The following is a 25,739-nucleotide window of genomic DNA, read 5'->3' as shown; positions in this document are numbered from 1 at the left end:
CTTCGGGTCACGCCTCACTTGAGGAGCGACGACCACTGCTGGATCCACGCCTCGCGCTTCTCGGCGATCTTCTCCGGCTCCATCGTCTCCGGCTTCTCGACGACCACGCCGTGCTTCGTGAACAGCTCCGGCAGGGCCGCGTCCTTCGCCACCGGGTTCACGAACATCTGGAGCGGCATGTCGTCCTGGAACTTCTTCGAGACCAGGAAGTCGATCAGCGCCTTGCCGCCCTCGGGGTTCTTCGCCCCGGCCAGCAGGCCCGCGAACTCGATCTGCCGGAAGCAGGTGCCGGTGGACACCCCGGTGGGCGCCTCCTTCGGCTGCGGCTCGGCGTACAGCACCTCGACCGGCGGGCTGGAGGCGTAGGAGACGACCAGCGGGCGGTCGCCCTTGGCCTCCTTGCCGCCGGCCGAGCCGGAGAACTCCTGGTTGTAGGCCAGCTCCCAGCTGTCGACGGTCTTCACGCCGTTCGCCTTGAGCTTCGACCAGTAGTCCTGCCAGCCCGTGTCGCCGTACTTCGCGACGGTGCCGAGGAGGAAGCCGAGGCCCGGGGAGGACCGCTCGGGGTTCTCCACCACGAGGAGGTCCTTGTACTCCGGCTTCGCCAGGTCGTCGAAGGTCTGCGGCGGCGCCAGCTTCCTGTCGGCGAAGTACTTCTTGTCGTAGTTGACGCAGATGTCGCCGGTGTCGATCGGCGTGACCCGCTTGTCGAGCTTGAAGGCGTCCGGGATCCGGTCCGCGCCCTTCGCCTCGTAGGTCACGAAGATGCCGTTCTCGACGGCGCGGGAGAGCAGCGTGTTGTCGACGCCGAAGAAGACGTCGCCCTGCGGGGAGCCCTTGGTCAGGATCTCCTTGTTGACGGCCTCGCCCGCGTCACCGGCCTTCAGCACCTTCACGGTGAAACCGGTCTGCTTCGTGAACTCCGCCAGCACCTCCTTCGAGGCGTTGAAGGAGTCGTGGCTCACGAGGGTCACGGTCTTCGGCGCGGGCGCGCCCGACTTGCCCGCGGCCTCGCGGGCGTCCTCGGTGGAGCAGGCGGCGAGGCTCGTGACGCCGAGCGCCGCGGCCAGCGCGACGGCGGCGGCCTTCCTGGTGTTCATGTGTTGTCCTCCTGGGTGGGACCAGAAGGAGACGCGGCCCCGCCCACCCGGAGGTGGGCAGGGCGCAACAGCTCGAGTTACGACCGAACTTCCTACCCAGAATGACCTGGGCGAGGTTCAGAGGGTCTGCGGTCTACGGTTACCGCACTCTCAGCGCTGTGGCGCTCCCCTGTCGGAATATGCAGGTGTGTTCGAGCACAGGGTACAAGGTCAGCGTTCGGAGGCCGCCAGCTGTCCACAGGCACCGTCGATCTCCTGGCCGCGGGTGTCGCGGACGGTCACCGGCACGCCGTGCCGGGCGATCGCGTCGACGAACGCCTTCTCGTCCTCCGGCCGGGAGGCGGTCCACTTCGAGCCCGGCGTCGGGTTCAGCGGGATCAGGTTGACGTGCACGCGCTTGCCCTTGAGCAGCTTGCCGAGCAGGTCGCCGCGCCACGCCTGGTCGTTGATGTCCCGGATGAGGGCGTACTCGATGGAGATCCGGCGGCCGGACTTCTCCGCGTACTCCCAGGCGGCGTCCAGCACCTCCCGCACCTTCCAGCGGGTGTTCACCGGCACCAGGGTGTCCCGCAGCTCGTCGTCGGGCGCGTGCAGCGAGACGGCGAGCCGGCACTTGAAGCCCTCGTCGGCGAAGCGCAGCATGGCCGGCACGAGCCCGACCGTGGAGACGGTGATCCCGCGCTGCGACAGGCCGAGGCCGTCGGGCTCGGGGTCGGTCAGCCGGCGGATGGCGCCGACGACCCGCTTGTAGTTGGCGAGCGGCTCGCCCATCCCCATGAAGACGATGTTCGAGAGCCGCGCGGGCCCGCCGGGGACCTCGCCGTCGCGCAGCGCGCGCATGCCGTCGACGATCTGGTGCACGATCTCGGCGGTCGACAGGTTCCGGTCGAGACCGGCCTGCCCGGTCGCGCAGAACGGGCAGTTCATGCCGCAGCCGGCCTGCGAGGAGATGCACATCGTCACCCGGTCCGGGTAGCGCATCAGCACGGACTCGACGAGCGTGCCGTCGTGCAGCCGCCACAGGGTCTTGCGGGTGGTGTCGTCGTCGCACGAGATGTGCCGCACCACCGACATCAGGTCGGGCAGCAGCTCCCCGGCCAGCTTCTCCCGCGAGGCGGCCGGGATGTCCGTCCACTCGGCGGGGTCGTGCGCGTACCGCGCGAAGTAGTGCGTCGACAGCTGCTTGGCGCGGAAGGGCTTCTCGCCGATCGCGGCGACGGCCTCCTTCCGCTCGGCGGGCGTGAGGTCGGCAAGGTGCCGCGGCGGCTTCTTGACTCCGCGCGGGGCGACGAAAGTGAGTTCTCCGGGGGCCGGACGAGCCACGGCGGCGTCTCTCCTCAAACAGGCACGAGGTCGGACGTCCCGCGACGGCGGGGAGCACGGCACTGCGGTGCCGGAGCGACCTCACTGGATCCGTCCCCGCGGCGGCGAGGACGACGAAAGGGCCCGGACCTCACGGCCCGAGCCCTTCCAGAGTACCCGCCTGCGCGTCAACCCGTTCCGACGAACAGCGCCAGCAACAGCCACACCACCGGCGCCGTCGGCAGGAGCGAGTCCAGCCGGTCCATACGGCGTCGACGTGCGGCTCCGCCGCGTGGCGCCGTGACCAGGCAACCCGCCCCGGCACCCCACACGACCCGCCGCCCGCTCAGCCCGTACCCACGAACAGCGCCAGCAACAGCCACACCACCGGCGCCGTCGGCAGGAGCGAGTCCAGCCGGTCCATGATGCCGCCGTGTCCGGGGAGGAGCGTGCCCATGTCCTTGATGCCCAGGTCGCGCTTGATCATCGACTCGCCGAGGTCGCCGAGCGTCGCGCTCGCCGCCACCGCCAGGCCGAGGACCAGGCCCTGCCACCAGGTGCCGTCGTCGATCAGGAACTGCATGCAGAGCGCGCCGGCCGCCATCGCGAAGGCCACCGCGCCGAACAGTCCCTCGCGGGTCTTGCCGGGGCTGATCCGCGGCGCCAGCTTGTGCTTGCCGAAGCGCCAGCCCACCGCGTACGCCCCGGTGTCGCTGACCACCGTGAGCAGCAGGAAGGTCAGCACCCGCCACGGCCCGTCGTCGGCGGTGAGCAGCATCGCCACGAAGGTCGCCAGGAACGGCACGTAGAACGCGGCGAAGACGCCCGCCGTGACGTCCTTCAGGTACCCCTCGGGGGGTTCCGTCATCCGCCAGACGAGCACCGCGAGCGCCGTCAGGGCCATCGCGACCCAGGCGCCCTCGGGGCCCCGCACGTACCCGGCGACGACCATCGCCGCGCCGCCGACCGCGAGCGGCACCAGCGGCGCCTTGATCGCCTTGCGCTCCTGGAGCCGGGAGGTCAGCTCCCACAGGCCGACGACCACGGCCACCGCCACCACGCCGACGAACGCCGGCTTCCAGATGAACAGCGACGCGATGATCACGGCCCCGAGACCGACGCCGACCCCTATGGCCGCGCCCAGGTCCCGGCCCGCGCTCTTCTTCTGCCGCGGCGCGGGGGCCGTGGACGGCGGAGGAGGCGGGACGGGGCTGGGCATGGGCTCCTGCGGGTGCTCGTGCGGGTGCTCGTCACGGAACAGGGGACCGCTCGGGTGAGCGGCCCCCCGTCCGTGTCCGTCCTGGAATCCGCCGGCGGGTACGTCGGGCACGATGGGCATGGGGCGAGTCTGCGCCGCCCGGTGCCGATCGTGGGCGGGACCCGCCGGGGCAGGCCCCTGGTCGGGTCCGCCGAGACCTGAACCGGCCGCCGGCGCCCCCCAGGATGAGTCGTTCATCAGACCTCGAGGAGCTCGGCTTCCTTGTGCTTCAGCAGCTCGTCCACCTGCGCGACGTACTTCGCGGTGGTGTCGTCGAGCTCCTTCTCCGCGCGGCGGCCCTCGTCCTCACCGACCTCGCCGTCCTTGACGAACTTGTCGATGGTCTCCTTGGCCTTGCGCCGCACCGAGCGGATCGAGATCTTGGAGTCCTCGGCCTTGCCCTTGGCGACCTTGATGTAGTCCCGGCGGCGCTCCTCGGTCAGCTCCGGGAAGGTCACGCGGATGATGTTGCCGTCGTTGCTCGGGTTGACGCCGAGGTCCGAGTCGCGGATGGCCTGCTCGATGTTGCGCAGGGCGCTCTTGTCGAACGGGGTCACCACGGCCATGCGCGGCTCCGGCACCGAGAACGACGCCAGCTGGTTGATGGGGGTGAGGGCGCCGTAGTAGTCGGCCACGATCTTGTTGAACATCGCCGGGTGCGCACGGCCGGTGCGGATCGCGGCGAAGTCCTCCTTGGCGACCACGACCGCCTTCTCCATCTTCTCCTCGGCCTCGAGGAGGGTCTCTTCGATCACCACATGCTCCTGCGTGTCGTCGCGTTGTGTCGGTTGAGAGCGGGCCTCAGGCCCGGGTGCCCTGGTCGCTCACGAGCGTGCCGATCTTCTCACCCGTGACGGCGCGCGCGATATTGCCCTCGGCGAGCAGTTCGAAGACGAGGATCGGCAGCTTGTTGTCGCGGCACAGGGTGATGGCGGTGGCATCGGCGACCTTGAGGTCACGGGTGATGACCTCGCTGTACTCCAGGGCGTCGAACTTGACCGCGCCGGGGTTGGTCCGCGGGTCGGAGTCGTAGACGCCGTCCACGCCGTTCTTGCCCATGAGGAGGGCTTCGGCGTCGATCTCCAGCGCGCGCTGGGCGGCGGTGGTGTCCGTGGAGAAGTACGGCATGCCCATGCCGGCGCCGAAGATGACCACGCGGCCCTTCTCCAGGTGGCGCACGGCCCGCAGCGGGATGTACGGCTCGGCGACCTGGCCCATGGTGATGGCGGTCTGGACGCGCGAGTCGATGCCCTCCTTCTCCAGGAAGTCCTGGAGGGCGAGGCAGTTCATCACGGTGCCGAGCATGCCCATGTAGTCGGAGCGGGCCCGGTCCATGCCGCGCTGCTGGAGCTCGGCGCCTCGGAAGAAGTTGCCGCCGCCGATCACGATGGCGATCTGGGCGCCGTCGCGGACCACGGCCGCGATCTCACGCGCGATGGCGTGCACGACGTCCGGGTCGACACCGAGACCGGTACCGCCGGAGAAGGCTTCCCCGGACAGCTTCAGCATGTAGCGGCCGAGCTTCTTGCCGCTGTTGTCGTCGTGGCCCTGTTCGGCGCCCTGATTCATGGAGATCTCCTCGTACACATACGAAGAAGGCCATTGCCTTGGGTCCTCGTGGGTTTCCCGTACGGCAATGGCCTCCTCGTCACATCTGCGGTCGTCCCGCGCGGAGCGGGCCGACTGTCTCAGACCCTACCCGGGTCCGGTGTCCGTCGCGTGTGGCGAACGGACGTCAGATGCCGACCTTGATGCGGGTGAAGCGCTTCAGGGTGACACCGGCCTCGTTGAGGACCTGCTGGACGGACTTCTTGTTGTCCAGGGCGTACGGCTGGCCGAGCAGCGTGGCGTCCTTGAAGAAGCCGTTGACGCGACCCTCGACGATCTTGGCGATCGCGGCCTCGGGCTTGCCCTCGGCGCGGGTGGTCTCCTCGGCGATGCGGCGCTCGGACTCGACGACCTCGGCCGGGATCTCCTCACGGGTGAGGTACTTCGGCGCGAAGGCGGCGATGTGCTGGGCGACGCCCTTGGCGACCTCGGCGTTCTCCTTGTCGAGCTCGACGAGGACACCGATCTGCGGCGGGAGGTCCGGCATGGTGCGGTGCATGTACGCGGAGACGTAGCCGTCGGCGTAGGCCGCGAAGCGGTCCAGGACGATCTTCTCGCCGAGGTTGGCGTTGGCCTCGTCCACGAAGGCCTGCACGGTCTTGCCGGCCTCGATCTCGGAGGCGAGCAGGGCCTCGATGTCGGCCGGCTTGGTGGCGGCGACGTGCGCGGCGAGGGCGTTGGCGACGGCGAGGAACTTGTCACCCTTGGCGACGAAGTCCGTCTCGCACTTCAGCTCGACGAGGACGCCGGAGGTGTTGTCGTCGGCGATGAGGGAGACCACGGCGCCGTTCTCGGCGGAGCGGCCCTCGCGCTTGGCGACACCCTTCTGGCCCTTGATGCGCAGGGCCTCGACGGCCTTGTCGACGTTGCCGTCGGCCTCTTCGAGGGCCTTCTTGCAGTCCATCATGCCGGCGCCGGTGAGCTCACGGAGCTTCTTGACGTCAGCGGCGGTGTAGTTCGCCATGAGTCTGTTTCTCTCTCGAAGTCAGAAAGATCTACGAAGATCTACGGCGGGACGGCGGGGGCTTCCTGGGCCCCCGCCGTCACCTCCGTGGTGTTCCGGAGTGCGGAAGGGTCAGGCCTGCTCGGCCGGAGCCTCGGTCTCGGCCTCGGCCTCGACCTCGGCGGCCGGGGTCTCGACCTGGGCCTCGGCCTCGACGGCCTTCTCGGTCTCGGCGGAGGACTGGACCTCGGCGGCCTCGTCCTTCTTCTCGCCCTCGAGCAGGTCGCGCTCCCACTCGGCGAGGGGCTCGCCGGCGGCCTTCTCGCCCGGCTTCGAGTCGCCGGTCGCGGCGCCGGAACGGGCGATGAGGCCCTCGGCGACGGCGTCGGCGATCACGCGGGTGAGCAGGGTGACGGAGCGGATCGCGTCGTCGTTGCCCGGGATCTTGTAGTCGACCTCGTCGGGGTCACAGTTGGTGTCGAGGATCGCGACGACCGGGATGTTGAGCTTGCGAGCCTCGCCGACGGCGATGTGCTCCTTCTTGGTGTCGACGATCCAGACGGCGCTCGGCACCTTCTGCATCTCGCGGATACCACCGAGGGTCTTCTCCAGCTTGGCCTTCTCGCGCGAGAGGACCAGGAGCTCCTTCTTGGTGAGACCCGACGCCGCGACGTCCTCGAAGTCGATCTGCTCGAGCTCCTTGAGGCGCTGCAGACGCTTGTAGACGGTCGAGAAGTTGGTGAGCATGCCGCCCAGCCAGCGCTGGTTGACGTAGGGCATGCCGACGCGCGTCGCCTGCTCGGCGATGGCCTCCTGGGCCTGCTTCTTCGTACCGACGAACATCACGGAGCCACCGTGGGCGACGGTCTCCTTGACGAACTCGAAGGCGCGGTCGATGTACGACAGCGACTGGAGCAGGTCGATGATGTAGATGCCGTTGCGCTCGGTGAAGATGAAGCGCTTCATCTTCGGGTTCCAGCGACGGGTCTGGTGACCGAAGTGGACGCCGCTCTCCAGCAGCTCCCGCATCGTGACGACGGCCATGGCCGTATCTCCTTGAGTTTCTCGGTTGTGTTCCTGACGCCCCGGCGCGCCGTGCCACGAAGGACCGAAAGGCGCTGCCACCGCGCTCGAGGAGACGAGTGGCGGGGCGTGCGAAGTCGACCCGGTGACCCGGGTCGCCATAGGAAGTGTACGGGAACCCGGGAGCGGCGGGTGACGGCACTGTCCACAGGTCGCCGCTCGTCCACAGAAACCGGCGTCCCCCGTCGGCGACCGCCCCGCCCGGGGAGGCTCCCCCCATGCAGCTCACGACCGTCTTCCTCGCCCTCGCCCTGCTCTGGCCGGTGGGCCCGCCGACACCCGGGATCCTCCGTGGCTGGCAGCCGCCACCCGGCCCCTACGCCGCCGGGCACCGCGGCGTCGACCTCGCCGCACCCCCCGGCACCCCCGTCCTGGCCCCCGCCGCCGGCACCGTCACCTTCGCCGGCCCGGTCGGCGGCCGCGGCGTCGTCACCCTCACCCTCACGGGTACCGGCACTCCCCCGCTGCGCACCACCTTCTCCCCGGTGACCCCGCTGACCGGCCGGGGCACCCGGGTCGCCGCGGGAACCCCGATCGCCGAGGCGGCCCCCGGCACGCACTGCACCACGCCCTGCCTCCACTGGGGCCTGCTCCGCGGCGATACCTACCTGAACCCCCTGCTCCTGACACCCCGCCCCAGGTCCCGACTGCTCCCGCTCGACGGGTAGCGGGGGCGGAGGGGCTGGGGCGGGGAGGGGGGCGGGGTGGGGTGGGGGGGAGGGGGAGGGGAGGCCCCCTGGTTCAGGAAGTGGGGGCGGGGCCGGTGACGCCGTGGAGGGCCATGGAGACCGCCGCGTCGGCGACCACGGACGGGTCCTCGGCGGCGCCGAGTTCGATGCGGCGGACGGCGGCGTCGACCACGCCCTGGAGGAGCATGGCGCCGAGGCGGGGCTCGGGCACGCCCAGGTCGGCGAGGGCCTCGACGACCATGGCGACGAGGCCGCCGTGAGCGGCGCGGATCTTCTCGCGGGCGCCGTCGTCGAGCTCACCGGCCGAGATGGCGACGACGGCGCGGTGGCGGCGGTCGCCGACGAGGTCCAGCTGCTTGCGGACGTAGGCGGCGACCTTGGCGCCGGGGGTGTCGGCGTCGGCCATCGCGAGTTCGACCTCGGCGGCCCAGACGGGGAAGTCGACCGCGCACAGTTCCTCGACGACGGCGGCGCGGGAGCGGAAGTACTCGTAGACCGAGGAGCGGGCGAGGCCGGTGCGCTCGGCGAGCGCGGGGAAGGTCAGCGCCTCCGTCCCGCCCTCGGACAGCAGGGAACGCGCGGCGTCCAGGAGGGCGCCGCGCTGCATGGTCCGGTGCTCGGCCACGGAGGCCGCTCGAATCCTGGGCACGGCTCCACTGTACGACCGGTGGGGCCGGGTCAGCGCCCCACATCGGCCAGCTTGGCGCGAAGCTGCAGGACGGACTTGGTGTGGATCTGGCTGACGCGGCTCTCGGTGACGCCGAGGACGTTGCCGATCTCGGCGAGGGTCAGGCCCTCGTAGTAGTAGAGCGTGACGACGGTCTTCTCGCGCTCGGGGAGGGTGTTGATGGCACGGGCGAGCAGCCGGCGCAGTTCGCGGTCCTCGGCGACCTCGACGGGGTTGTCGGCGGCCGTGTCCTCCAGGGTGTCCATGAGGGAGAGCCGGTCGCCGCCCTCGCCGCCGACGTGCAGCAGCTCTTCCAGGGCGACGACGTTGGCCAGGGACAACTGGCTGAAGACCGCGTGCAGTTCCTCCAGCTGGATGCCGAGTTCGGCGGCGACCTCGCTCTCGCTGGGGGTGCGGCGGAGCTGGGCTTCGAGGGTGGCGTAGGCGCGCTCGACGTTGCGGGCCTTCTGGCGCACGGAGCGGGGGATCCAGTCGAGGGCGCGGAGTTCGTCGATCATCGCGCCGCGGATGCGGGTGATGGCGTAGGTCTCGAACTTGATGGCGCGCTCGACGTCGAACTTCTCGATGGCGTCGATGAGGCCGAACACCCCGGAGGAGACGAAGTCCGCCTGTTCGACGTTGGACGGCAGGCCGACGCTGACGCGGCCGGCGACGTACTTGACGAGGGGCGAGTAGTGCAGGATCAGCTGCTCCCGCAGCCGCTCGTCGCCGGTGGACTTGTACGAGCGCCACAGCTCGTCGAGCGAGGTCGGCGCGGCCGGTCGCACGGTGCCCCGGGCTGCTGGGGGCACCGCAGCGCGGTCAGACCCGGAGGTGTGCTGGGGCATGCGTTGCCTTGAGCCGTTCTGCTGTCGGGTGCGTCGGTCTGGGTGTCCTGTGGGGAATCCTGGTGAGCGTAGCGTGAGTGCGGTGTCGCGGTGAGCGAACGGGAGCGGATCGCGCCGGTCCGGGTGGACGCGGTCGGCCACATCTTCGAACCGGGGCCGTGGCGCGTTTCGGCCCCGCTGGTGCGGCCGAGAGGACTCGGTTGTTCATCGGCCTCACCTTTTCACCCGAATGCGCCGGGTCAAGGACCGCCTCGCCGCGCGTTCGACACCGGCTTGCCGCTGTTCGTCAACCTCCATCCGTCGCCGTCCCGCTCGGCGTGGCCGAGGGCGTGGAGTTCGTACAGCCGGGCGAGGGCCTCGTCGGGTCCGGTCCCGGCACGGCGGGCGATCTCCGTGGCGGGTGCCGGCGGGTGGACCGGGAGGGCTTCGAGGACCTGGGCGGCGGCGGGGTCGAGGAGGTCGCGGGGCAGGACGGGCCCGCGTCGGGCGGGGGCGAGGTCTCCGATGGCGCCGACGAGTTCGACGATCTCGTCGGCGTCGGTGACGAGGGTGGCGCCGTCGCGCAGCAGCTCGTGGACGCCGGCGGAGAGGGCGCTGGTGACGGGGCCGGGGACGCCCATGGTGTGGCGGCCGAGGCGGGTGGCGGCGCGGGCGGTGACGAGGGAGCCGCTGCGGTGCCGGGCCTCGACGACGACGGTGCCGCGGGTGAGGGCGGCGATGACGCGGTTGCGGAGGATGAAGCGGCTGGGGGTGGGGTGGCTGCCGGGTGGGAGTTCGCCGATGAGGAGTCCCTGTCGGCCGATGCGGTCGAGGAGTCCGCCGTGGCCTCGGGGGTAGGGGGTGTCGACGCCGTTGGCGAGGACGGCGGCGGTGGCTCCGCCGGCGGCGAGGGCGCCGCGGTGGGCGGCTCCGTCGATGCCGTAGGCGGCGCCGGAGACGACGATCCAGCCGTGGCGGCTGAGGCCGGTGGCGAGCTCGGCGGCGGTGTGCGCGCCGTACGGGGTGCAGGCGCGGGCGCCGACGAGGGCCACGGAGCGCAGCGCCCAGGTGCGCAGCGGGGCGGGGCCCCGGATCCAGAGGCCGACGGGCCGGGCGTCGCCGAGGTCGTCGAGCTGGGTGGGCCAGTCGGGGTCGCCGGGGACGAGGAAGCGGCCGCCGAGCCGGGTGATGTGGTCGAGGTCGGCCTCGGGGGCGGTGGTGCGGGCGCGGTGGCGCCAGCCGGCGAGGCGGCGGGGTCCGGTGCCGGGCGGCGGGGGTTCCCGGGGGTCGCGGAGGAGGGTGAGGAGTCGGACGGCTCCGTGGGTGCGCAGCGCGTGGCCGGCTTGTTCGTCGCCGGGTTCGAGGATGCGGGTGAGTGCGGCGCGGGCGAGGCGTTCGGCGTCGGAGGCGGCATCGGAGGCGGGGGCGGGGGTTTCGGCGGGGTGGTGGTCGGTCACGGCCGGTCTCCGGTGGTGAGGGGGACGCCTCGGGCGATGCCGGTGCGGAGTTCGAGGGCGTGGGTGATGTCGTCGTGGTCGGGGCGGTCGTGTCCGGCGAGGTCGGCGATGGTCCAGGCGACGCGGAGGACGCGGTCGAGGCCGCGGGCGGTGAGGAGTCCTCGTTCGATGTCACGTTCGGCGTGGGCGAGGGCGCCGGGGGCGGCGAGGTAGCGGGTGCGGAGTTCGTGGCCGGGGATCTCGCTGTTGAGGGTCCAGGGGGTGCCGGTGAGGCGGGCGGTGGTGCGGGCGCGGGCTTCGCGGACGCGGTCGGCGACGGTGGCGGTGGGTTCGCCCCGGCCGCCGCGGCCGAGGAGGTCGTCGCGGGTGACGGGTTCGGCTTCGACGCGGAGGTCGACGCGGTCGAGGAGGGGGCCGGAGAGGCGGGCCTGGTAGCGGCGGACGAGGGAGGGCGGGCATTCGCAGCCGGCGCCGTGGAGGGTGTGGCGGCCGCAGGGGCAGGGGTTGGCGGCGAGGGCGAGGAGGAAGCGGGCGGGGAGGCGGACGACTCCGGCGGTGCGGGCGATGACGACGTGCCCGGATTCGAGGGGCTGGCGGAGGGCGTCGAGGGATTTGGTGGAGAACTCGGGGGCTTCGTCGAGGAAGAGGACGCCCCGGTGGGCGAGGGAGACGGCGCCGGGCCTGGGGATGCCGTTTCCGCCGCCGACGAGGGACTGCATGGTGGCGGAGTGGTGGGGCGCGCAGTAGGGGGCGCGGCGGACGAGGGGTTCGCCGGGCGGGAGGATGCCGGCGACGGAGTGGACGGCGGTGACTTCGAGGGATTCCTGTCGGGTGAGGGGCGGGAGGATGCCGGGGAGCCGTTCGGCGAGCATGGTCTTGCCGGCGCCGGGTGGTCCGGTGAGGAGCAGGTGGTGGCCGCCGGCGGCGGCGATCTCCAGGGCGCGGCGGGCGGTGTGCTGTCCGGCGACGTCGGCGAGGTCGGGGCCTTCGCCGGGGTCGGGGGCGAGTCCGGTGCCGATGCCGGCGCCGGGGACGAGGAGTCCGGCGAGCATGGCGTCGGGCCTGCCGTGTTCGGCGGGGTCCTCGTCGGGGACGGGTTCGTCGGCGAGGACGGCGATGAGCTGGCGGAGGGTGCGGACGCCGAGGACGGAGACGCCGGGTACGAGGGAGGCTTCGCCGGCGGTCTGTTCGGGGACGACGACCTGGTGGTAGCCGGCGTCGGCGGCGGCCAGGACGGCGGGGAGGATGCCGCGGACGGGTCGGACGCGTCCGTCGAGGCCGAGTTCGCCGATGAGGACGAGGTCGGCGATGGAGCGGGGGTCGATCCGCTCGGCCGCGCCGAGGACGGCGACGGCGACGGCGAGGTCGAAGCTGCTGCCGCTCTTGGGGACGGACGCGGGGCTGAGTCCGACGGTGAGTTTCTTCTGGGGCCATTCGGCGCCGGAGTTGACGACGGAGGCGCGGACGCGGTCGCGGCTCTCGCTGAGGCTCTTGTCGGGGAGGCCGACGAGGGTGAAGGCGGCGACGCCGGGTTCGAGGTCGGCCTGGACCTCGACGACGACGCCTTCGACGCCGACGAGGGCGACGGAGCAGGTGCGGGCGAATCCCATCTCAGGCCACCCCCTGGGCGTGGGTGAGGACGGGGGCGCCGCGCCGGGGCAGGACGATGCCGATGAGGTCGATGCGGACGCCGCCGGCGGGTGGCGGGGTGCCGGTGCGGTCGAGCCAGCAGGCGGCGAGGTACAGGAGCCGGGCCGTCTTGTGGGGGGTGACGGCGGCCATGGGGTGCTCGAAGGCGCCGATCCGTCGGGTCTTGACCTCGCAGATGACGAGGGTCTCGCCGTCGCGGGCGACGATGTCGATCTCTCCCGCCCGGCCGTAGCGCCAGTTGCGGGCGAGGATGTGCAGGCCGGTCTCGGTGAGCCGGCGGGCCGCCAGTTCTTCTCCGTACCGTCCGAGTGCTTGGGTCGCGTTCATGAGGACCACCTCCGTCACCGACTGTGACGGAGGTGGTCCTGGGCGTGTGCGGGGCTGTGGACGAGTGGGCGGTCGCGGGAGACCGGCTCACTCACACGGGTGAGAGGAGCGGGGTCAGCTGCCGGGCAGTTCGAGGTCGCTCTTGTTGAGCTCCTCGATGTTGACGTCCTTGAAGGTGAGGACGCGGACCTGCTTGACGAACCTGGCGGGCCGGTACATGTCCCAGACCCAGGCGTCGGCCATGCTGACTTCGAAGAAGACCTCGCCCTGGACCGAGTGCACCTGCATCTCGTAGTCGTTGGTGAGGTAGAAACGGCGCTCGGTCTCGATCACGTATTTGAACAGCCCGACGACGTCGCGGTACTCCCGGTAGAGCTTCAGCTCCATCTCGGTCTCGTACTTCTCGAGGTCCTCGGCGCTCATGGCATGTTCCCCTTCAGCCGTGCGTCTCCCCATTGTGCGCCAGTCGTCCGTACCCCTAGACGATTTCCGGGGCGAGAACGACGGGCACGGTCGGGGGTCCCTCGTCGAGCAGCGTGCGCAGCAGCTCGGCGAGCCTGATGGGGTACACGGTCTCATGGGCCGCCGACAGTTCGGCGGAGGTCCACCATCTCAGGCCGGAGAGGCTGCGGGTCTCGAGCTCGGTGAGGGCCCGGGGTCCGGGTACGGGGCCGGTGTGGTGGGTGCGGGCGAGGTAGTACCACTCGTCCTGGTCCCAGCGGCGGCCGGCGAAGGGGAAGGAGCAGCGGCGTCGCCAGAGGACGGGGCCGAGTTCGACGTCGGTGAGGCCGGTCTCCTCGGCGAGTTCGCGCAGGGCGGCCTGGGCGCGGGTCTCGTCGCCCTCCAGTCCGCCGCCGGGGGTGAACCACCAGGTGTCGGTGGGGTCGTCGGGTTCGTGGCCGTGCAGGAGCAGGACGCGGTCGTCGGGGTCGAGCAGGATCACCCGGGCGACCTGCCGGACCGTGTCGCCGGCCCCGCCCGTACCACCGGAAGCGGAGCCCGTACCGCCCGAAGCCGACCCCGCACCGTCCAGAGCCGAGCCCGTGCCGCTCGTCATGCCTTCACCTTCTCCCCCGCGGGCTTGCGGCGCGCTCCCAGCAGTGTGGCGAGGGGGCCGTAGGCGGCGCCGGCGAGGATGAGGAAGGCGCCGGCGGCGATGGCGGTGAGCAGGAGGCCGACGGGGCCGGGGGCGGAGACGCCGCCGGGGAGGGCGGCGAAGGCGGCCGGGCGGTCCACGAGGCCGCCGTCGAGCGGCCAGACGACGGAGTCGACGCGGGCGACGACGGTGGAGCGGGGCACCGAGCCCTGGGCGGCGTCCTCCAGGTGGCTGCGGGAGTCGAGGGAGGTGGTGCGGTCGTCGCCGAGGAGGAAGAGGCTGTCCTCGGGGACGGTGGCGCTGAACTCCTCGGGGACGATGCCGCCCGGGCCGCCCGCCCCGGTCCCCAGGTAGGGCTCGTCGAGCGGGGTGCCGTTGACGGTGAGGCGGCCGCCGGTGCCGCAGCAGGCGACGGTGTCGCCGCCGATGCCGACGACCCGCTTGACCATGGTCGCGTCGCCCCACAGCGGGTCCTTGAAGACGACGACGTCGCCGCGTCGGATCTCGTCGCCGTCGATCCGCTGGGCGAGGACCTTGGAGCCGGTGGCGAGGGTGGGGGCCATGGAGCCGGTGGGCACGGTGTAGGGCTGGTAGAGCAGGGCTCCTCCGGCGAAGCCGCCGAGGAAGAGCAGACAGCCGACGGCCACGGCCAGCCCGGACAGCACGCTGCCGAGCCGGCCGTGGCCGTCGCGGTTCTTGGTCGTTCCGCTCATGTGCACCCCAGGGGTCCGTCGACGATCTGGGACGGCACCCTACCCGCGGAAAGCTACTCGGCGGTATGCCGTGCGGCCCGCTTCTTGCGGCGCCAGAGCACCAGGGGGAGCGCTCCGGCGAGGCCGGCCGCGGCCGGGGCCATCGCCGGGGCGGCGGCCGCGGGCTGGTCGAGGCCGGGCTGGTCGAAGACGTCCGGGACCGGGAGGGTGGCCCAGCGGGTGACCGGCCAGGCGACGACCACGGCGCGGCCGACGACCTGGTCCTCGGCGATGGTGCCGCCGCCGGGGAGCTCCTGGTGGAAGCGGGAGTCGAGCGAGTTCTGCCGGTTGTCGCCCATGACCCAGATGCGGTCCTGGGGGACCTTGATCGGGCCGAAGGAGTCCTGGCAGGGGACGGAGCCGGGGTAGAGGTAGGCGGTCTCGTCGAGCTCCTTGCCGTTGAGGACGACCTTGCCGCCCTCCTTGCAGGAGACGGTGTCGCCGCCGACGGCGATGACCCGCTTGATGAGGTCCTTCTCCTCGGCGGACGGCATGAGGCCGATGAAGCTGAGGAACTTCTGGACCGCGTTGGGCTTGGGGGTCTCCGCGGTCTCCAGCCAGCCGCCCGGGTCGTGGAAGACGACGACCTCGCCGCGCTCGGGCTCGGAGCCGAACCAGGGGGTCAGCTTGTCGACGAGGACCCGGTCGCCCTTCTTCAGGGTGTTCATCATCGATTCCGAGGGAATCGAGAACGCCTGCACCAGGAAGGTCTTGATCAGCAGGGCGAGGATCAGCGCGATGCCGATGAGGAGGGGCAGTTCCTTCCAGAAGGAACGCTGCTTCCTCGGAGGTGCGCCGTTCTCGCCGGTGTCGCCGTTCCCGCCGCTGTCGGTACCGGTGTCGCCGGGACCGCCGGTCCCCTCCGGCCGCTCGCCGGACGACGGGTTCCCGTCGCGGCTGGTGTTCTCTTCCGTCACGTTCTCACCTCTGGCCCCGTCGGCCCTGTCCTCGGGCCCGTCGTGTCCGGAACGCGCGCCGACGGCCACTTCCCCCACGTCCACTCCTCACTCCGTGCAACTGCCCGTCCCGGAACAGGGACAGGCCCGCCACTCCCATAACGAGCAGGAGTTCCGCAGGGGTCGGCGGCCAGGGCATTCCGTTCACGTTCCGCGAGGACACACTATGCGACATGCCGAGCGCGGTCTCGGAGGTCGTACGTCCGTCCGGCACGGCGGCGAAGGTGTCCCGCTCCTCCAGGCCGCGCCAGTGGCCGAGCGGCCAGGCGATCACCACGGCGCGGCCCACGACCTGTTCCACGGCGACGGTGCCCCGGCCCGGCTCGTCCAGGTGGTAGCGCGAGTCGGCGGAGTCGGAGCGGTGGTCGCCGAGGACGAAGATCCGGCCCTCGGGGACCTTCACGTCGAAGGGGATCGTGGACGGCTTGTCGCCGGGGTTGAGGTACGGCTCGTCCAGCGGGACTCCGTTGACGGTGATCCGTCCGTCCTCGCCGCAGCAGCGGACGGTGTCGCCGCCGACCGCGACCACCCGCTTGATGAGGTCCCGCTCGTCGGCGGAGGGCATCAGGCCGATGAAGGTCAGCGCCTGCTTGAGCTGCTTGATCCCGATGGGGTCCTCGGCGGCGGGGGCGGTCTCCTGGTGGAGCCAGTTGCCGGGGTCCTTGAAGACCACGACGTCGCCGCGCCGGGGCTCGGAGCCGAACCACGGGGTGAGTTTGTCGACGACCACCCGGTCGTGGATCCGGATCGTCTGCTCCATGGAGCCGGAGGGGATGACGAACGCCTGGACGAGGAAGGTCTTGAGGACGAGCGCGATCAGCACCGCGACGCCGACGAGGATGGGGATCTCGCGGAGCGCGGAGCGCTGCCGGCGCCGCTTGACCTTGCGGGCGAGCCTGCGGCGTTCGGCGCGGCCGGGCGGCGGCGCCTCGGTTCCGTCCGGTTCGCCGGCCGCCCGGCGGCCGCGGCTACCCATGTCCCCTCCCCCGGGGGCCGACCTGGTGTCCGCCGGCGGGTGGCGGCGGTACGGAGTCGTACGCGTCGGTACCGGTCACGGTGGTCCAGCGGCCGAAGGGCCAGACGGTCCAGTCGGCGCGGCCGATGACCTGGTCGACGGGGACCACGCCGCCGCCGGGGCTGCCGAGGTGGTCGCGGGAGTCGCTGGACTGGCTGCGGTGGTCGCCCATCACCCAGAGGGTGCCGGGGGGGACGACGATGTCGAAGGGCACGTCGGAGGGACGGTCGCCGGGGGTGAGGTACGGCTCCTGGACCCGGGCGCCGTTGACGGTGATCCGGCCGGTGCTGTCGCAGCAGACGACCCGGTCGCCGCCGGTGCCGACGACCCGCTTCACGAAGTCGGTCTCGTCGGGGGCCGCGAGTCCGAGGGCGGCGGCGGTGTCGTGCAGCAGGCCGGTGACGGGATCGCCCGCCGGCTCCTCCTGGACGAAGGATCCGGTGCCGTCGAAGACGATGACGTCCCCCCGGCGCGGCTCGCTGCCGAAACGGTACGCCAGCTTGTTGACCAGGATCCGGTCCCCGACCTGGAGGGTGGGCTCCATGGAGCCGCTGGGGATCAGGAACGGCTGGGCCACGAAGTGGCTGAGCAGCAGCAGGAAGACCACGCAGGCGGCGCCCAGCAGGCCCGTCCTGCGCCAGGAGGGGCCGTGCCCGGCGTCGGTGTCGCCGGTGTCCGGCTCCTCGGGCGCCCCGGAAACGCGCACGGAGCGCGACCCGTCGTCCGGGGCGGGATCCGGTGGGGGATCCGCCGGGGACGAGGGGTCGCGCTCCGTGTGCTGTGCTTCGGTGTCCATCGGGGGGTGAGCCTATCCGGCCCGCCTGTACGTGGAGCGTGAAGCGTCGCGCGAGGGGTGAGCCGGAGCTCAGTTGTCGCGCTTCTCCTTGATCTTGGCGGCCTTGCCGCGCAGCTCACGGAGGTAGTAGAGCTTGGCGCGACGGACGTCACCGCGGGTCACGAGCTCGATCTTCTCGAAGATCGGGCTGTTCACCGGGAAGGTGCGCTCGACGCCGACGGAGAACGAGACCTTGCGGACGGTGAAGGTCTCGGAGACACCGGAGCCCTGGCGGCGGATGACGACGCCCTTGAACTGCTGGATACGGGAGCGGTTGCCCTCGATGACGCGCACGTGGACGTTCACGGTGTCGCCGGGACGGAAGGCGGGCAGGTCGGAGCGGAGCGAAGCCGCGTTCACCTGGTCGAGCAGGGAGGCCATGGAGGTCTCTTTCCTCGCCGATGCCACAGGCCATCAGCGGTGACGTACGAATCATGGGAGCGCCGTACGGTCGATGGCGGGCGGCTCCCCCTGTGGCAGGGGCGCGCGCCGGACGTACGGCAGTCGCCTATTCTTCCACGCCCTCGACCCTGCGCCAAAACCGGCCGCCGGGCTCGGGAGCCCAGCCGAGGATCGAGAGGGTCTCGCGGTCCTTCTTGTCGAAGGCGGCGGGGTCGCAGCGCTCGATGAGGTCGGGCCGGTTGGCGGCGGTGCGGCGGAAGGCCTCGTCGCGGCGCCAGCGGGCGATCTTGCCGTGGTGGCCGCTGACCAGCACGTCGGGGATCGCGTGGCCGCGCCACTCGGGGGGCTTGGTGTAGACGGGGCCTTCGAGGAGGTTGGCCATGGCGCCGGGGGCGAAGGAGTCGTCGCGGTGCGACTCGGCGTTGCCGAGGACGCCGGGGAGGAGGCGGGCGACGGCCTCGGTGATCACCAGGACGGCGGCCTCGCCGCCGGCGAGCACGTAGTCGCCGATGGAGACCTCGTAGACGGGCACGCGGGTGGCGTACTCGTCCATGACGCGGCGGTCGATGCCCTCGTAGCGGGCCGGGGTGAAGATCAGCCAGGGCCGTTCGGAGAGCTCGACGGCGAGTTCCTGGGTGAAGGGGCGGCCGCTGGGGGTGGGGACGACGAGGACGGGGCCGTGGGCTCCGGCGTCGTAGCCGTCGGCGAGGGTCTGGTCGAGGGCCTCGCCCCAGGGCTCGGTCTTCATGACCATGCCGGGGCCGCCGCCGTAGGGGGTGTCGTCGACGGTGTTGTGCCGGTCGTACGTCCACTGCCGCAGGTCGTGGACGTGGACGTCGAGCTGTCCGCGCGCGCGTGCCTTGCCGACGAGGGAGACGTTCAGCGGTTCGAGGTACTCGGGGAAGATCGTGACGACGTCGAGCCTCATGCCTGGCTGTCCTCCTCGGCGTCGCCCTCTTCGGCGTCGCGGGCGGAGGCGATCTCGGCGCGGTCGTCGATGAGGCCGGGCGGCGGGTCGATGACGGCCCGTTGGTTCTCCAGGTCGATCTCGGTGACGATCTGCTCCACGAAGGGGATCATCAGCTCGGTGCCGTCGGGGCGCTCGACGATGAACAGGTCCTGCGAGGGCAGGTGGGAGATCTCGGTGATGACGCCGATCTCGGTGCCGTCGGCGAGGACCACGTCGAGGTCGACGAGCTGGTGGTCGTAGTACTCGTCCTCCTCCTCGGGGAGTTCCTCGGGGTCGACCTCGGCGATGAGGAGGGTGTTGCGGAGCGCCTCGGCGGCGTTGCGGTCGCGGACGCCCTCGAAGCGCAGCAGCAGCCGGCCGCTGTGCACCTTGCCGGACTCGATGGTCAGCGGACCGGCGGAGGCCGGGTCGGTGAGCAGGACGGCGCCGGGGCCGAGCCGCAGTTCGGGCTCGTCGGTGCGCACCTCCACGGTGACGTCGCCCTTGATTCCGTGGGCGCGGCCGATCCGCGCGACTACCAACTGCACTGGTGAACTCTTCCTGTCGTACGGCAACGGGCCGGGGTGGGCGGTCTGCCCTCCCCGGCCCGTGCCGGTGTCAAACTTTCAGCGGACCTGGTCCACGTCGACGAGGTCGACGCGGATGCCACGGCCGCCGATGGCGCCCACGACGGTGCGCAGCGCGCGAGCGGTGCGGCCGTTGCGGCCGATCACCTTGCCGAGGTCGTCGGGGTGGACCCGGACCTCCAGCACGCGGCCGCGACGCAGGTTGCGCGAGGCGACCTGCACGTCGTCGGGGTTGTCGACGATGCCCTTCACGAGGTGCTCGAGAGCCTCCTCGAGCATGATCAGGCCTCGGTGGTGGACTCGGCCTCGGCCTCGTCCGCCTTCGCCTTCTTGGCCTTCGGGGTGATGGCCTCGCCCTTGTCCTCGGCGCCCTCGAGCGCCTTGGCGAACTCGTCGAAGGAAGCGCGCTTCTCTTCCTTGGTCACCGGGGTGAGCAGGGCCTTCTCCGGGGCCGGGAGGCCCTTGTGCTTCTGCCAGTCGCCGGTGAGCTTCAGGATGGCGAGGACGGGCTCGGTCGGCTGGGCGCCGACGGAGAGCCAGTACTGCGCGCGCTCGGAGTCGACCTCGATGCGCGACGGGTTGTACGTCGGGTGGTAGAGGCCGATCTCCTCGATCGCGCGGCCGTCACGGCGGGTGCGCGAGTCGGCGACGACGATGCGGTAGTGCGGCTGGCGAATCTTGCCGAGGCGCTTGAGCTTGATCTTGACTGCCACTGGAGTGGTGTCTCCTGGTCTTGACGTGGTGGGGCACTTGAGATGCCACGTGGGGTTGCGGTACTCGGGTGCCCGATGGACGCGTCAGCCGGAGGAGAGAGGGGTCCTGTGCGACTGTCGAGTACAGCTGACCATTGTGCCACACCGCGCCAGGTCAGCCGGCGGCGCCCACCGTCTCGGGGATCCGGAAGGGCTTGCCGCAGCCGCCACACACGATCGGGGCCTGTGCGAGCACCGAGGGCACCACGCGCACGTTGCGCCCGCAGTCGCAGACGGCCTTGACGCGGACGCCGCCGCCCGAGGAGCCGTGCCGGGCGGCCGGTCCACGGAAGGAGCGCTTGGTGTCGGAGGCCGTGGCGACCGTGTGCGCCTTGAGGGCGCGCTGGAGCCGCTCGATGGTGGGCCGGTACCGCCGCTTCGCCTCGGGGTTGAGCGTGACCAGGGAGAAGCCGCTGCTGGCGTGCGGCTCCTCGGGGTGGTCGAGGCCCATCTCCTCGGCGATCGCGAGGAATCTGCGGTTGTGGTAGCGGCCGGCGCGGGAGGTGTCGCGGACACCCCGGGCGGCGGCGATGCCGTGGACTGCCTCGTGGAGCAGTCGCTCGAAGGAGAGCTCGGCGCCGCAGGCGGACGAGGACTCTCCGATCAGGGACTCGGGCGCGGCGAGGTCCGGCAGCTCGGGGTGGTGCCGCTGAATGTCGGCCCACGCCTGCGCCAGCTCTGCGGCGAGGACAGGTGGTGTCGTGCTCACGTCGGGTACAACGAGCCGGATCCCTTCCGGGTTCCATTCCGGGGCAACTCAAATATTTTGCACGTACCCGTCAGTCGGTACCCAGGCGTCCGGAGCTGGTGCACAGCGGCGCATACGCCCCGGCGCGCGGTCATGTCACGCGCGCCGGAGCGGTGTGGAAGGGGACACTACCGGGCCGGTGCCCGAGTTCGGGCACCGGCCCCTCCCGCGCGGGCGCGCGCTCCCCTGGCCCCGTGCGCCGGGGCGCGCGGGAGGTGGCCCGAACTCGTCCGGAGTCGTCCGGCGCGAGCACTGGACGCCGGGCGCGAAGCGCAGTTCCCTGGCTACGGGGGGCTGTCGTCCGGCACGGAATGGGGCCTGATCCATGACACCTACGCTCGTCCCGCACCACCCCGCGCGCGACTGGGCCGAGATCCAGGAGCGGATGCTCGTCCCGCTCTACGAGGCGGCCTACGAACGCCTCGGCGTGGGCCCCGGCACCCGCCTGCTGGGCCTGGACTGCGGCACCGGCCTCGGCCTGCTGATGGCGGCGGCGCGCGGTGCCTCGGCCGCAGGGGCGGAGGGGGACCACGCGCGCGTGGAGCTGGCCAGGACCCGCCTCCCCGACACCGTGACGGTCACCCGGGGCGTGCCGGAGGACGGTCCGTACGACGTGGTCACCGCCTTCCACGCGGCCGACCGCACCTCCTTCGGGCCGGCCGACCTCACCCGGGCGGCCCAACCGGGCACGGCGGTCGTGCTGGCCGGCTGGGGGCCGCCGGAGCGGTGCGCGACGGAGCCGCTGCTGCGGCTCGCGGACCGGCTGGCGGACCGGCGCCCCTCCCCCCGTGCCGACCTGGGCGCGCTGGCCGTGCGGGCCGGGCTGCGGCCGGTCGGCGCGGGGCGGGTCGCCTGCCCCTTCGGGTACGCCGACGAGGCGAGCGCGGTGCGCGGGCTGCTGTCCACCGGCGCCTTCGACGCGGCCGTGCGGGTCACCGACCTCCCGCAGGTGGAGAAGGAGATCGAGGAGGCCCTGGCCCCGTACCGGCGTCCCGACGGCACGGTGTGGATGCCGAACGTCTTCCGGTACGTGGTCGCGCGCGTGGTGTAGGGGCCGGGCGGCTCAGGCGGGCGTCTCCGGGTTGGGTCCGACTCCCGGCTCGGGGGCGTTCGGGTCGGGCCGTTCGATGCCCGCCGCGCGGTAGGCGGCCTCCTCCTCCAGCGTCTCCTCGGCGAGCAGCGCGGCGCTGAGGGCGTCGAGCTTGTCGCGGTGCTCGCGCAGGAGGCGGACGGCGTCCTCGTAGCACTCGTCGACGATCCGGCGCATCTCGGCGTCGACGGTGTCGAGGGTCGCGGGGGCGGCGGAGAGGCCGTACGCCTGCTGGGCGTCGCTCGGGATGGCGGTGAGGCGGCCGACGGTCTCGCTCATGCCCCAGCGGCCGACCATGCCGCGGGCGATGCCGGTGACCTGTTCGAGGTCGCTCTCGGCGCCGGTGGTGATGACGCCGAAGACGACCCGCTCGGCCGCCATGCCGCCGAGGGCGCCGATGATCCGGCCCCGCAGGTACTCCTCCGTGTAGGCGTACTTGTCGGCGTCGGGCGTGGACAGCGTGACGCCGAGGGCGCGGCCGCGGGGCACGATGGTGATCTTGCGGACGGGGTCGGCGCCGGGCTGGAGCATGCCGAGGAGGGCGTGGCCGCTCTCGTGGTAGGCGGTGCGGCGGCGTTCCTCCTCGGGCATGACGAGCGGGCGTTCGGCGCCGAGCTGGACCTTCTCCAGGGCGTCGGAGAGGTCGGACTGGGTGACGGCCCGCTGCTCGCGCTTGACGGCGAGGAGGGCGGCCTCGTTGGCGAGGTTGGCGAGTTCGGCGCCGGTCATGCCGGGGGTGGTGCGGGCGACCTGCTCCAGGTCGACGTCCTTGGCGAGCGGGATCTGCCGGGTGTGGATCCTGAGGATGGCCTCGCGGCCGCCCCGGTCGGGCGGGTTGACGTGGACGATCCGGTCGAAGCGGCCGGGGCGGGTGAGGGCCGGGTCGAGGACGTCGGCGCGGTTGGTGGCGGCGAGCACGATGACGCCCTCGGAGCCGGTGAAGCCGTCCATCTCGGTGAGGATCTGGTTGAGCGTCTGCTCGCGTTCGTCGTGGCCGCCCATGCCGGAGCCGCCGCCGCGGGCCCGGCCGATGGTGTCGATCTCGTCGATGAAGATGATCGCGGGGGCGACCTTGCGTGCCTCGGCGAAGAGCTCGCGGACCCGGGAGGCTCCGACGCCGACGATCATCTCGATGAACTCGGAGGCGGAGGCGGAGAAGAAGGGCACCCCGGCCTCGCCGGCGACGGCCCGCGCGAGGAGGGTCTTGCCGGTGCCGGGAGGGCCGGCGAGGAGGACGCCGCGCGGCATCTTGGCGCCCATCTCGCGGTAGGCCTGCGGGTTCTTCAGGAAGTCGACGACGTCGTTGAGCTCGCCCTCGACCTCGTCGATGCCGGCGACGTCGGCGAAGGTGGTGCGCTTGCCGCTCTCCACCTCGACGGGTTTGGGCGGCTGCTTGCGGCCGAGCATGCCGCCGGCCCCGCCCATGCCGGCGCTCATCCGGCGGGCGATGAAGACCCAGAGGAGGACGAGGAGCAGCATCGGGGCGAGCGAGAGGAGGAGGTTGGCGAGGAAGGACCGTTCCTGCACCACGGGCTCGGCGGTGACGGTCACCTTCTGCTCGGTCAGCTGCGCCCAGAGGTCGTCGTCGGCGAAGGCGGGCCGCTGGGTCTGGAACTTGGTGTAGTCGCCCTTGCCGTCGGGAACCGGCTGCTTCTCCTTCAGCTGGCCCTGGATGGCGTCGCCCTTGGAGTAGATCTTGGTGACGTTCCCGGCGGCGACCTGCTTGTCGAACTCGGTGTACGAGATCGTCGGCCCGTCGCCCTCGTTGAAGAACGACAGCACGACGTTGGCGATCAGGTAGACGACGAGGGCGGTGAGGACGAGGCCGCCCCAGCCTCCCGGCATCCGCTTCTTCGGCGAGGGGGGTGGCGGGGCCCCTTCCGAGCGCCAGGGCTGGTCGGTCCGGTCGCGCGGGGGTACGGGGTTGGCCACTGGGCTCTCCTCGGGGCGGCAGTGGCCTCAGTATCGAAGATCACGACAAAGGCGGCATTCCGGGTGGTCCGGGCGGACGAGGAAGGGCCCGGGGCGGTTTCGGTGATGCGAAACCGCCCCGGGCCCTCCGAGCCGACGGGTGTCAGCCCATGAACTTCTTGAACTCGTCCGGAAGCTCGAAGTCCTGCGGGCCCTGGCCGGCGCCCGGCAGCCCGAAGGCGCCGCCCTGCTGGGCCTGCTCCCGCTTCTCCTGGGCCGCCTGCTCCTCGGCCTTCCGCTTCATCGGGTTGCCGCTCTTGCGCTTGCCCTTGGCCTGCTTGACCTGCTTCTTCTGCCGGCCGGGGCCGCCGCCCATGCCCGGCATCCCGGGCATGCCGGGCAGGCCGCCGCCCTGGGCCATGCGGGACATCATCTTGCGGGCCTCGAAGAACCGCTCTACCAGGCTCTTCACGGCGCTGACCTCGACGCCGGAACCCTTGGCGATGCGGGCGCGGCGGGAGCCGTTGATGATCGTCGGGTCCTGGCGCTCGGCCGGGGTCATCGACTTGATGACGGCCGCGGTGCGGTCCACCTCGCGCTCGTCGATGTTGGCGATCTGCTCCTTCATCTGGCCCATGCCGGGCAGCATGCCGAGGAGCTTGGAGATGGAGCCCATCTTGCGGACCTGCTCCATCTGGGCGAGGAAGTCGTCCAGGGTGAAGTCCTGGCCCTTCTTCGACGCGAGCTTCGAGGCCATCTTGGCGGCCTCTTCCTCGTCGAAGGTCTGCTGGGCCTTCTCGATGAGCGACAGCATGTCGCCCATGCCGAGGATGCGGGACGCCATGCGGTCCGGGTGGAACGCGTCGAAGTCGTCCAGCTTCTCGCCGTTGGAGGCGAACATGATCTGCTTGCCGGTGACGTGCGCGATGGAGAGCGCGGCACCGCCGCGGGCGTCGCCGTCGAGCTTGGACAGCACGACGCCGTCGAAGCCGACGCCGTCGCGGAAGGCCTCGGCGGTGTTGACCGCGTCCTGACCGATCATGGCGTCGACGACGAAGAGGATCTCGTCGGGGCTGACGGCGTCGCGGATGTCCGCGGCCTGCCGCATCAGCTCCTGGTCGATGCCGAGGCGGCCGGCGGTGTCGACGATGACCACGTCGAAGACCTTGGAGCGGGCGTACTCGATGGAGTCCTTGGCGACCTGGACCGGGTCGCCGACGCCGTTGCCCGGCTGCGGGCCGTAGAAGGCGACGCCCGCGCGGTCGGCGACGACCGAGAGCTGGTTGACGGCGTTGGGGCGCTGGAGGTCGCAGGCGACGAGCAGCGGCGAGTGGCCCTGCCCCTTCAGCCAGAGGCCGAGCTTTCCGGCCAGGGTGGTCTTACCGGCACCCTGGAGACCCGCGAGCATGATCACGGTCGGCGCGGTCTTGGCGAACCGCAGTCGGCGGGTCTCGCCGCCGAGGATCGAGACCAGCTCGTCGTTGACGATCTTGATGACCTGCTGGCTGGGGTTCAGCGCCTTGGAGACCTCGGCGCCGAGGGCCCGCTCCTTGACGTTCTTGATGAACGCGCGGACGACGGGCAGGGCGACGTCGGCCTCGAGGAGGGCGATACGGATTTCCCGGGCCGCGCTGTCGATGTCCTGCTCGGAGAGGCGGCCTTTGCCCCGGAGGGACTTGAAAGTCGCGCTGAGGCGGTCGGAAAGCGTATCGAACACGGTGGTCGCGATCCTCGG

Annotated in this window: 28 protein-coding genes and 1 riboswitch; of the genes, 2 read left to right on the top strand and 26 right to left on the bottom strand. The window is 71.6% G+C overall.

What is annotated here, in order from left to right; all coding sequences use genetic code 11:
* Positions 1-14 precede the first annotated feature (14 nt).
* The 7 genes from ACF1ED_RS30090 to rpsB all read right to left on the bottom strand — a co-directional run bounded on the left by ACF1ED_RS30090 (position 15) and on the right by rpsB (position 7,255).
* The gene (locus tag ACF1ED_RS30090) at positions 15-1,100 is read right to left on the bottom strand and encodes a thiamine ABC transporter substrate binding subunit (protein ID WP_391765739.1); all 1,086 of its coding nucleotides are present in this window, start codon (positions 1,098-1,100) and stop codon (positions 15-17) included.
* Between the two features lie 71 nt (positions 1,101-1,171).
* Positions 1,172-1,281, bottom strand: a riboswitch (TPP riboswitch).
* Positions 1,282-1,310: 29 nt separating this feature from the next.
* Positions 1,311-2,423: a 23S rRNA (adenine(2503)-C(2))-methyltransferase RlmN gene (rlmN, locus tag ACF1ED_RS30085; protein WP_391765737.1), complete on the bottom strand. Its 1,113-nt coding sequence runs from the start codon at positions 2,421-2,423 to the stop codon at positions 1,311-1,313.
* A 325-nt stretch (positions 2,424-2,748) separates the two neighbouring features.
* The gene (locus tag ACF1ED_RS30080) at positions 2,749-3,858 is read right to left on the bottom strand and encodes a phosphatidate cytidylyltransferase (RefSeq protein ID WP_391765735.1); all 1,110 of its coding nucleotides are present in this window, start codon (positions 3,856-3,858) and stop codon (positions 2,749-2,751) included.
* Positions 3,858-4,415 carry a ribosome recycling factor gene (gene frr, locus ACF1ED_RS30075; protein ID WP_043226950.1) on the bottom strand — a complete coding sequence of 186 codons (558 nt, stop codon included), beginning with the start codon at positions 4,413-4,415 and terminating at the stop codon, positions 3,858-3,860. The genes ACF1ED_RS30080 and frr overlap by 1 nt, the downstream gene beginning before the upstream one ends.
* 46 nt (positions 4,416-4,461) lie before the next feature.
* Complete coding sequence (pyrH, locus tag ACF1ED_RS30070; protein WP_043227002.1) at positions 4,462-5,229, bottom strand: UMP kinase; 768 nt, start codon at positions 5,227-5,229, stop codon at positions 4,462-4,464.
* A gap of 166 nt (positions 5,230-5,395) precedes the next feature.
* Positions 5,396-6,232 carry a translation elongation factor Ts gene (gene tsf / locus ACF1ED_RS30065; RefSeq protein WP_043226949.1) on the bottom strand — a complete coding sequence of 279 codons (837 nt, stop codon included), beginning with the start codon at positions 6,230-6,232 and terminating at the stop codon, positions 5,396-5,398.
* A gap of 111 nt (positions 6,233-6,343) precedes the next feature.
* Positions 6,344-7,255: a 30S ribosomal protein S2 gene (gene rpsB, locus ACF1ED_RS30060; protein WP_391765732.1), complete on the bottom strand. Its 912-nt coding sequence runs from the start codon at positions 7,253-7,255 to the stop codon at positions 6,344-6,346.
* Between the two features lie 257 nt (positions 7,256-7,512).
* Between rpsB and ACF1ED_RS30055 the strand changes: the two genes are divergently transcribed.
* Positions 7,513-7,962, top strand: coding sequence for a peptidoglycan DD-metalloendopeptidase family protein (locus tag ACF1ED_RS30055; protein ID WP_391765730.1), 450 nt, complete (start codon positions 7,513-7,515; stop codon positions 7,960-7,962).
* A gap of 73 nt (positions 7,963-8,035) precedes the next feature.
* Here ACF1ED_RS30055 and ACF1ED_RS30050 read toward each other — a convergent pair whose 3' ends face one another.
* The 17 genes from ACF1ED_RS30050 to ACF1ED_RS29970 all read right to left on the bottom strand — a co-directional run bounded on the left by ACF1ED_RS30050 (position 8,036) and on the right by ACF1ED_RS29970 (position 20,964).
* Positions 8,036-8,608 (bottom strand): TetR/AcrR family transcriptional regulator, encoded by a 573-nt coding sequence (locus ACF1ED_RS30050; RefSeq protein ID WP_391765898.1) that lies wholly within the window; start codon positions 8,606-8,608, stop codon positions 8,036-8,038.
* Positions 8,609-8,661: 53 nt separating this feature from the next.
* Positions 8,662-9,498, bottom strand: a complete 837-nt coding sequence (gene whiG, locus ACF1ED_RS30045; protein WP_169094468.1) for an RNA polymerase sigma factor WhiG — start codon at positions 9,496-9,498, stop codon at positions 8,662-8,664.
* Positions 9,499-9,737: 239 nt separating this feature from the next.
* The gene (dprA, locus tag ACF1ED_RS30040) at positions 9,738-10,934 is read right to left on the bottom strand and encodes a DNA-processing protein DprA (protein ID WP_391765727.1); all 1,197 of its coding nucleotides are present in this window, start codon (positions 10,932-10,934) and stop codon (positions 9,738-9,740) included.
* A complete protein-coding gene (locus ACF1ED_RS30035; protein ID WP_391765725.1) occupies positions 10,931-12,544 on the bottom strand; it encodes a YifB family Mg chelatase-like AAA ATPase in 1,614 nt (537 codons plus the stop codon). Before ACF1ED_RS30035 ends, dprA begins: the two co-directional genes overlap by 4 nt.
* A 1-nt stretch (position 12,545) precedes the next feature.
* Positions 12,546-12,911 carry a YraN family protein gene (locus tag ACF1ED_RS30030; protein ID WP_391765723.1) on the bottom strand — a complete coding sequence of 122 codons (366 nt, stop codon included), beginning with the start codon at positions 12,909-12,911 and terminating at the stop codon, positions 12,546-12,548.
* A 114-nt stretch (positions 12,912-13,025) separates the two neighbouring features.
* Positions 13,026-13,334: a DUF2469 domain-containing protein gene (locus tag ACF1ED_RS30025; RefSeq protein WP_005311352.1), complete on the bottom strand. Its 309-nt coding sequence runs from the start codon at positions 13,332-13,334 to the stop codon at positions 13,026-13,028.
* A 55-nt stretch (positions 13,335-13,389) separates the two neighbouring features.
* The gene (locus tag ACF1ED_RS30020; protein ID WP_391765721.1) at positions 13,390-13,968 is read right to left on the bottom strand and encodes an NUDIX hydrolase; all 579 of its coding nucleotides are present in this window, start codon (positions 13,966-13,968) and stop codon (positions 13,390-13,392) included.
* On the bottom strand, positions 13,965-14,720 hold the full coding sequence (lepB, locus tag ACF1ED_RS30015) for a signal peptidase I (protein ID WP_391765719.1): 756 nt from the start codon (positions 14,718-14,720) through the stop codon (positions 13,965-13,967). The genes ACF1ED_RS30020 and lepB (ACF1ED_RS30015) overlap by 4 nt, the downstream gene beginning before the upstream one ends.
* Positions 14,721-14,773: 53 nt before the next feature.
* Positions 14,774-15,745, bottom strand: coding sequence for a signal peptidase I (lepB, locus tag ACF1ED_RS30010; protein ID WP_391765896.1), 972 nt, complete (start codon positions 15,743-15,745; stop codon positions 14,774-14,776).
* Positions 15,681-16,691 carry a signal peptidase I gene (gene lepB, locus ACF1ED_RS30005; protein ID WP_391765717.1) on the bottom strand — a complete coding sequence of 337 codons (1,011 nt, stop codon included), beginning with the start codon at positions 16,689-16,691 and terminating at the stop codon, positions 15,681-15,683. Before lepB (ACF1ED_RS30005) ends, lepB (ACF1ED_RS30010) begins: the two co-directional genes overlap by 65 nt.
* Positions 16,684-17,526 carry a signal peptidase I gene (lepB, locus tag ACF1ED_RS30000; protein WP_391765715.1) on the bottom strand — a complete coding sequence of 281 codons (843 nt, stop codon included), beginning with the start codon at positions 17,524-17,526 and terminating at the stop codon, positions 16,684-16,686. The genes lepB (ACF1ED_RS30005) and lepB (ACF1ED_RS30000) overlap by 8 nt, the downstream gene beginning before the upstream one ends.
* Positions 17,527-17,595: 69 nt before the next feature.
* Positions 17,596-17,946 (bottom strand): 50S ribosomal protein L19, encoded by a 351-nt coding sequence (rplS, locus tag ACF1ED_RS29995; RefSeq protein ID WP_030496989.1) that lies wholly within the window; start codon positions 17,944-17,946, stop codon positions 17,596-17,598.
* Positions 17,947-18,073: 127 nt separating this feature from the next.
* Entirely contained in the window at positions 18,074-18,895 is an 822-nt protein-coding gene (gene trmD / locus ACF1ED_RS29990; RefSeq protein ID WP_391765713.1) for a tRNA (guanosine(37)-N1)-methyltransferase TrmD, read from the bottom strand.
* Positions 18,892-19,464: a ribosome maturation factor RimM gene (rimM, locus tag ACF1ED_RS29985; protein WP_391765711.1), complete on the bottom strand. Its 573-nt coding sequence runs from the start codon at positions 19,462-19,464 to the stop codon at positions 18,892-18,894. The genes trmD and rimM overlap by 4 nt, the downstream gene beginning before the upstream one ends.
* Positions 19,465-19,542: 78 nt before the next feature.
* A complete protein-coding gene (locus ACF1ED_RS29980; RefSeq protein WP_005311361.1) occupies positions 19,543-19,782 on the bottom strand; it encodes an RNA-binding protein in 240 nt (79 codons plus the stop codon).
* 2 nt (positions 19,783-19,784) lie between these two features.
* On the bottom strand, positions 19,785-20,216 hold the full coding sequence (rpsP, locus tag ACF1ED_RS29975) for a 30S ribosomal protein S16 (RefSeq protein ID WP_200427178.1): 432 nt from the start codon (positions 20,214-20,216) through the stop codon (positions 19,785-19,787).
* A 154-nt stretch (positions 20,217-20,370) separates the two neighbouring features.
* Positions 20,371-20,964: a hypothetical protein gene (locus ACF1ED_RS29970; RefSeq protein WP_043229367.1), complete on the bottom strand. Its 594-nt coding sequence runs from the start codon at positions 20,962-20,964 to the stop codon at positions 20,371-20,373.
* A gap of 364 nt (positions 20,965-21,328) precedes the next feature.
* Here ACF1ED_RS29970 and ACF1ED_RS29965 point away from each other — a divergent pair, with 364 nt between their 5' ends.
* Positions 21,329-22,054: a methyltransferase type 11 gene (locus ACF1ED_RS29965; RefSeq protein WP_391765708.1), complete on the top strand. Its 726-nt coding sequence runs from the start codon at positions 21,329-21,331 to the stop codon at positions 22,052-22,054.
* A gap of 12 nt (positions 22,055-22,066) precedes the next feature.
* On the opposite strand, the gene ftsH is transcribed toward ACF1ED_RS29965, so the two are convergent.
* Together ftsH and ffh are read right to left on the bottom strand one after the other, a co-directional pair.
* Entirely contained in the window at positions 22,067-24,025 is a 1,959-nt protein-coding gene (ftsH, locus tag ACF1ED_RS29960) for an ATP-dependent zinc metalloprotease FtsH (protein ID WP_391765706.1), read from the bottom strand.
* Positions 24,026-24,167: 142 nt separating this feature from the next.
* Positions 24,168-25,721, bottom strand: a complete 1,554-nt coding sequence (gene ffh, locus ACF1ED_RS29955) for a signal recognition particle protein (protein ID WP_391765704.1) — start codon at positions 25,719-25,721, stop codon at positions 24,168-24,170.
* Positions 25,722-25,739 lie beyond the last annotated feature (18 nt).

This window comes from Streptomyces sp. NPDC014656 (assembly GCF_043084305.1).
GTDB lineage: Bacteria > Actinomycetota > Actinomycetes > Streptomycetales > Streptomycetaceae > Streptomyces.
This window is presented reverse-complemented; position numbering and strand designations above follow the sequence as displayed.

Bases quoted from the DNA above. Each gene is read 5' to 3' on its own strand.
- ACF1ED_RS30090 (WP_391765739.1), bottom strand. From the start codon at position 1,100: ATGAACACCAGGAAGGCCGCCGCCGTCGCGCTGGCCGCGGCGCTCGGC.
- ACF1ED_RS30080 (WP_391765735.1), bottom strand. From the start codon at position 3,858: ATGAACGACTCATCCTGGGGGGCGCCGGCGGCCGGTTCAGGTCTCGGC.
- pyrH (WP_043227002.1), bottom strand. From the start codon at position 5,229: ATGAATCAGGGCGCCGAACAGGGCCACGACGACAACAGCGGCAAGAAG.
- tsf (WP_043226949.1), bottom strand. From the start codon at position 6,232: ATGGCGAACTACACCGCCGCTGACGTCAAGAAGCTCCGTGAGCTCACC.
- rpsB (WP_391765732.1), bottom strand. From the start codon at position 7,255: ATGGCCGTCGTCACGATGCGGGAGCTGCTGGAGAGCGGCGTCCACTTC.
- ACF1ED_RS30055 (WP_391765730.1), top strand. From the start codon at position 7,513: ATGCAGCTCACGACCGTCTTCCTCGCCCTCGCCCTGCTCTGGCCGGTG.
- whiG (WP_169094468.1), bottom strand. From the start codon at position 9,498: ATGCCCCAGCACACCTCCGGGTCTGACCGCGCTGCGGTGCCCCCAGCA.
- ACF1ED_RS30035 (WP_391765725.1), bottom strand. From the start codon at position 12,544: ATGGGATTCGCCCGCACCTGCTCCGTCGCCCTCGTCGGCGTCGAAGGC.
- ACF1ED_RS30030 (WP_391765723.1), bottom strand. From the start codon at position 12,911: ATGAACGCGACCCAAGCACTCGGACGGTACGGAGAAGAACTGGCGGCC.
- ACF1ED_RS30025 (WP_005311352.1), bottom strand. From the start codon at position 13,334: ATGAGCGCCGAGGACCTCGAGAAGTACGAGACCGAGATGGAGCTGAAG.
- ACF1ED_RS30020 (WP_391765721.1), bottom strand. From the start codon at position 13,968: ATGACGAGCGGCACGGGCTCGGCTCTGGACGGTGCGGGGTCGGCTTCG.
- lepB (WP_391765719.1), bottom strand. From the start codon at position 14,720: ATGAGCGGAACGACCAAGAACCGCGACGGCCACGGCCGGCTCGGCAGC.
- lepB (WP_391765717.1), bottom strand. From the start codon at position 16,691: ATGGGTAGCCGCGGCCGCCGGGCGGCCGGCGAACCGGACGGAACCGAG.
- lepB (WP_391765715.1), bottom strand. From the start codon at position 17,526: ATGGACACCGAAGCACAGCACACGGAGCGCGACCCCTCGTCCCCGGCG.
- rplS (WP_030496989.1), bottom strand. From the start codon at position 17,946: ATGGCCTCCCTGCTCGACCAGGTGAACGCGGCTTCGCTCCGCTCCGAC.
- trmD (WP_391765713.1), bottom strand. From the start codon at position 18,895: ATGAGGCTCGACGTCGTCACGATCTTCCCCGAGTACCTCGAACCGCTG.
- ACF1ED_RS29980 (WP_005311361.1), bottom strand. From the start codon at position 19,782: ATGCTCGAGGAGGCTCTCGAGCACCTCGTGAAGGGCATCGTCGACAAC.
- ACF1ED_RS29965 (WP_391765708.1), top strand. From the start codon at position 21,329: ATGACACCTACGCTCGTCCCGCACCACCCCGCGCGCGACTGGGCCGAG.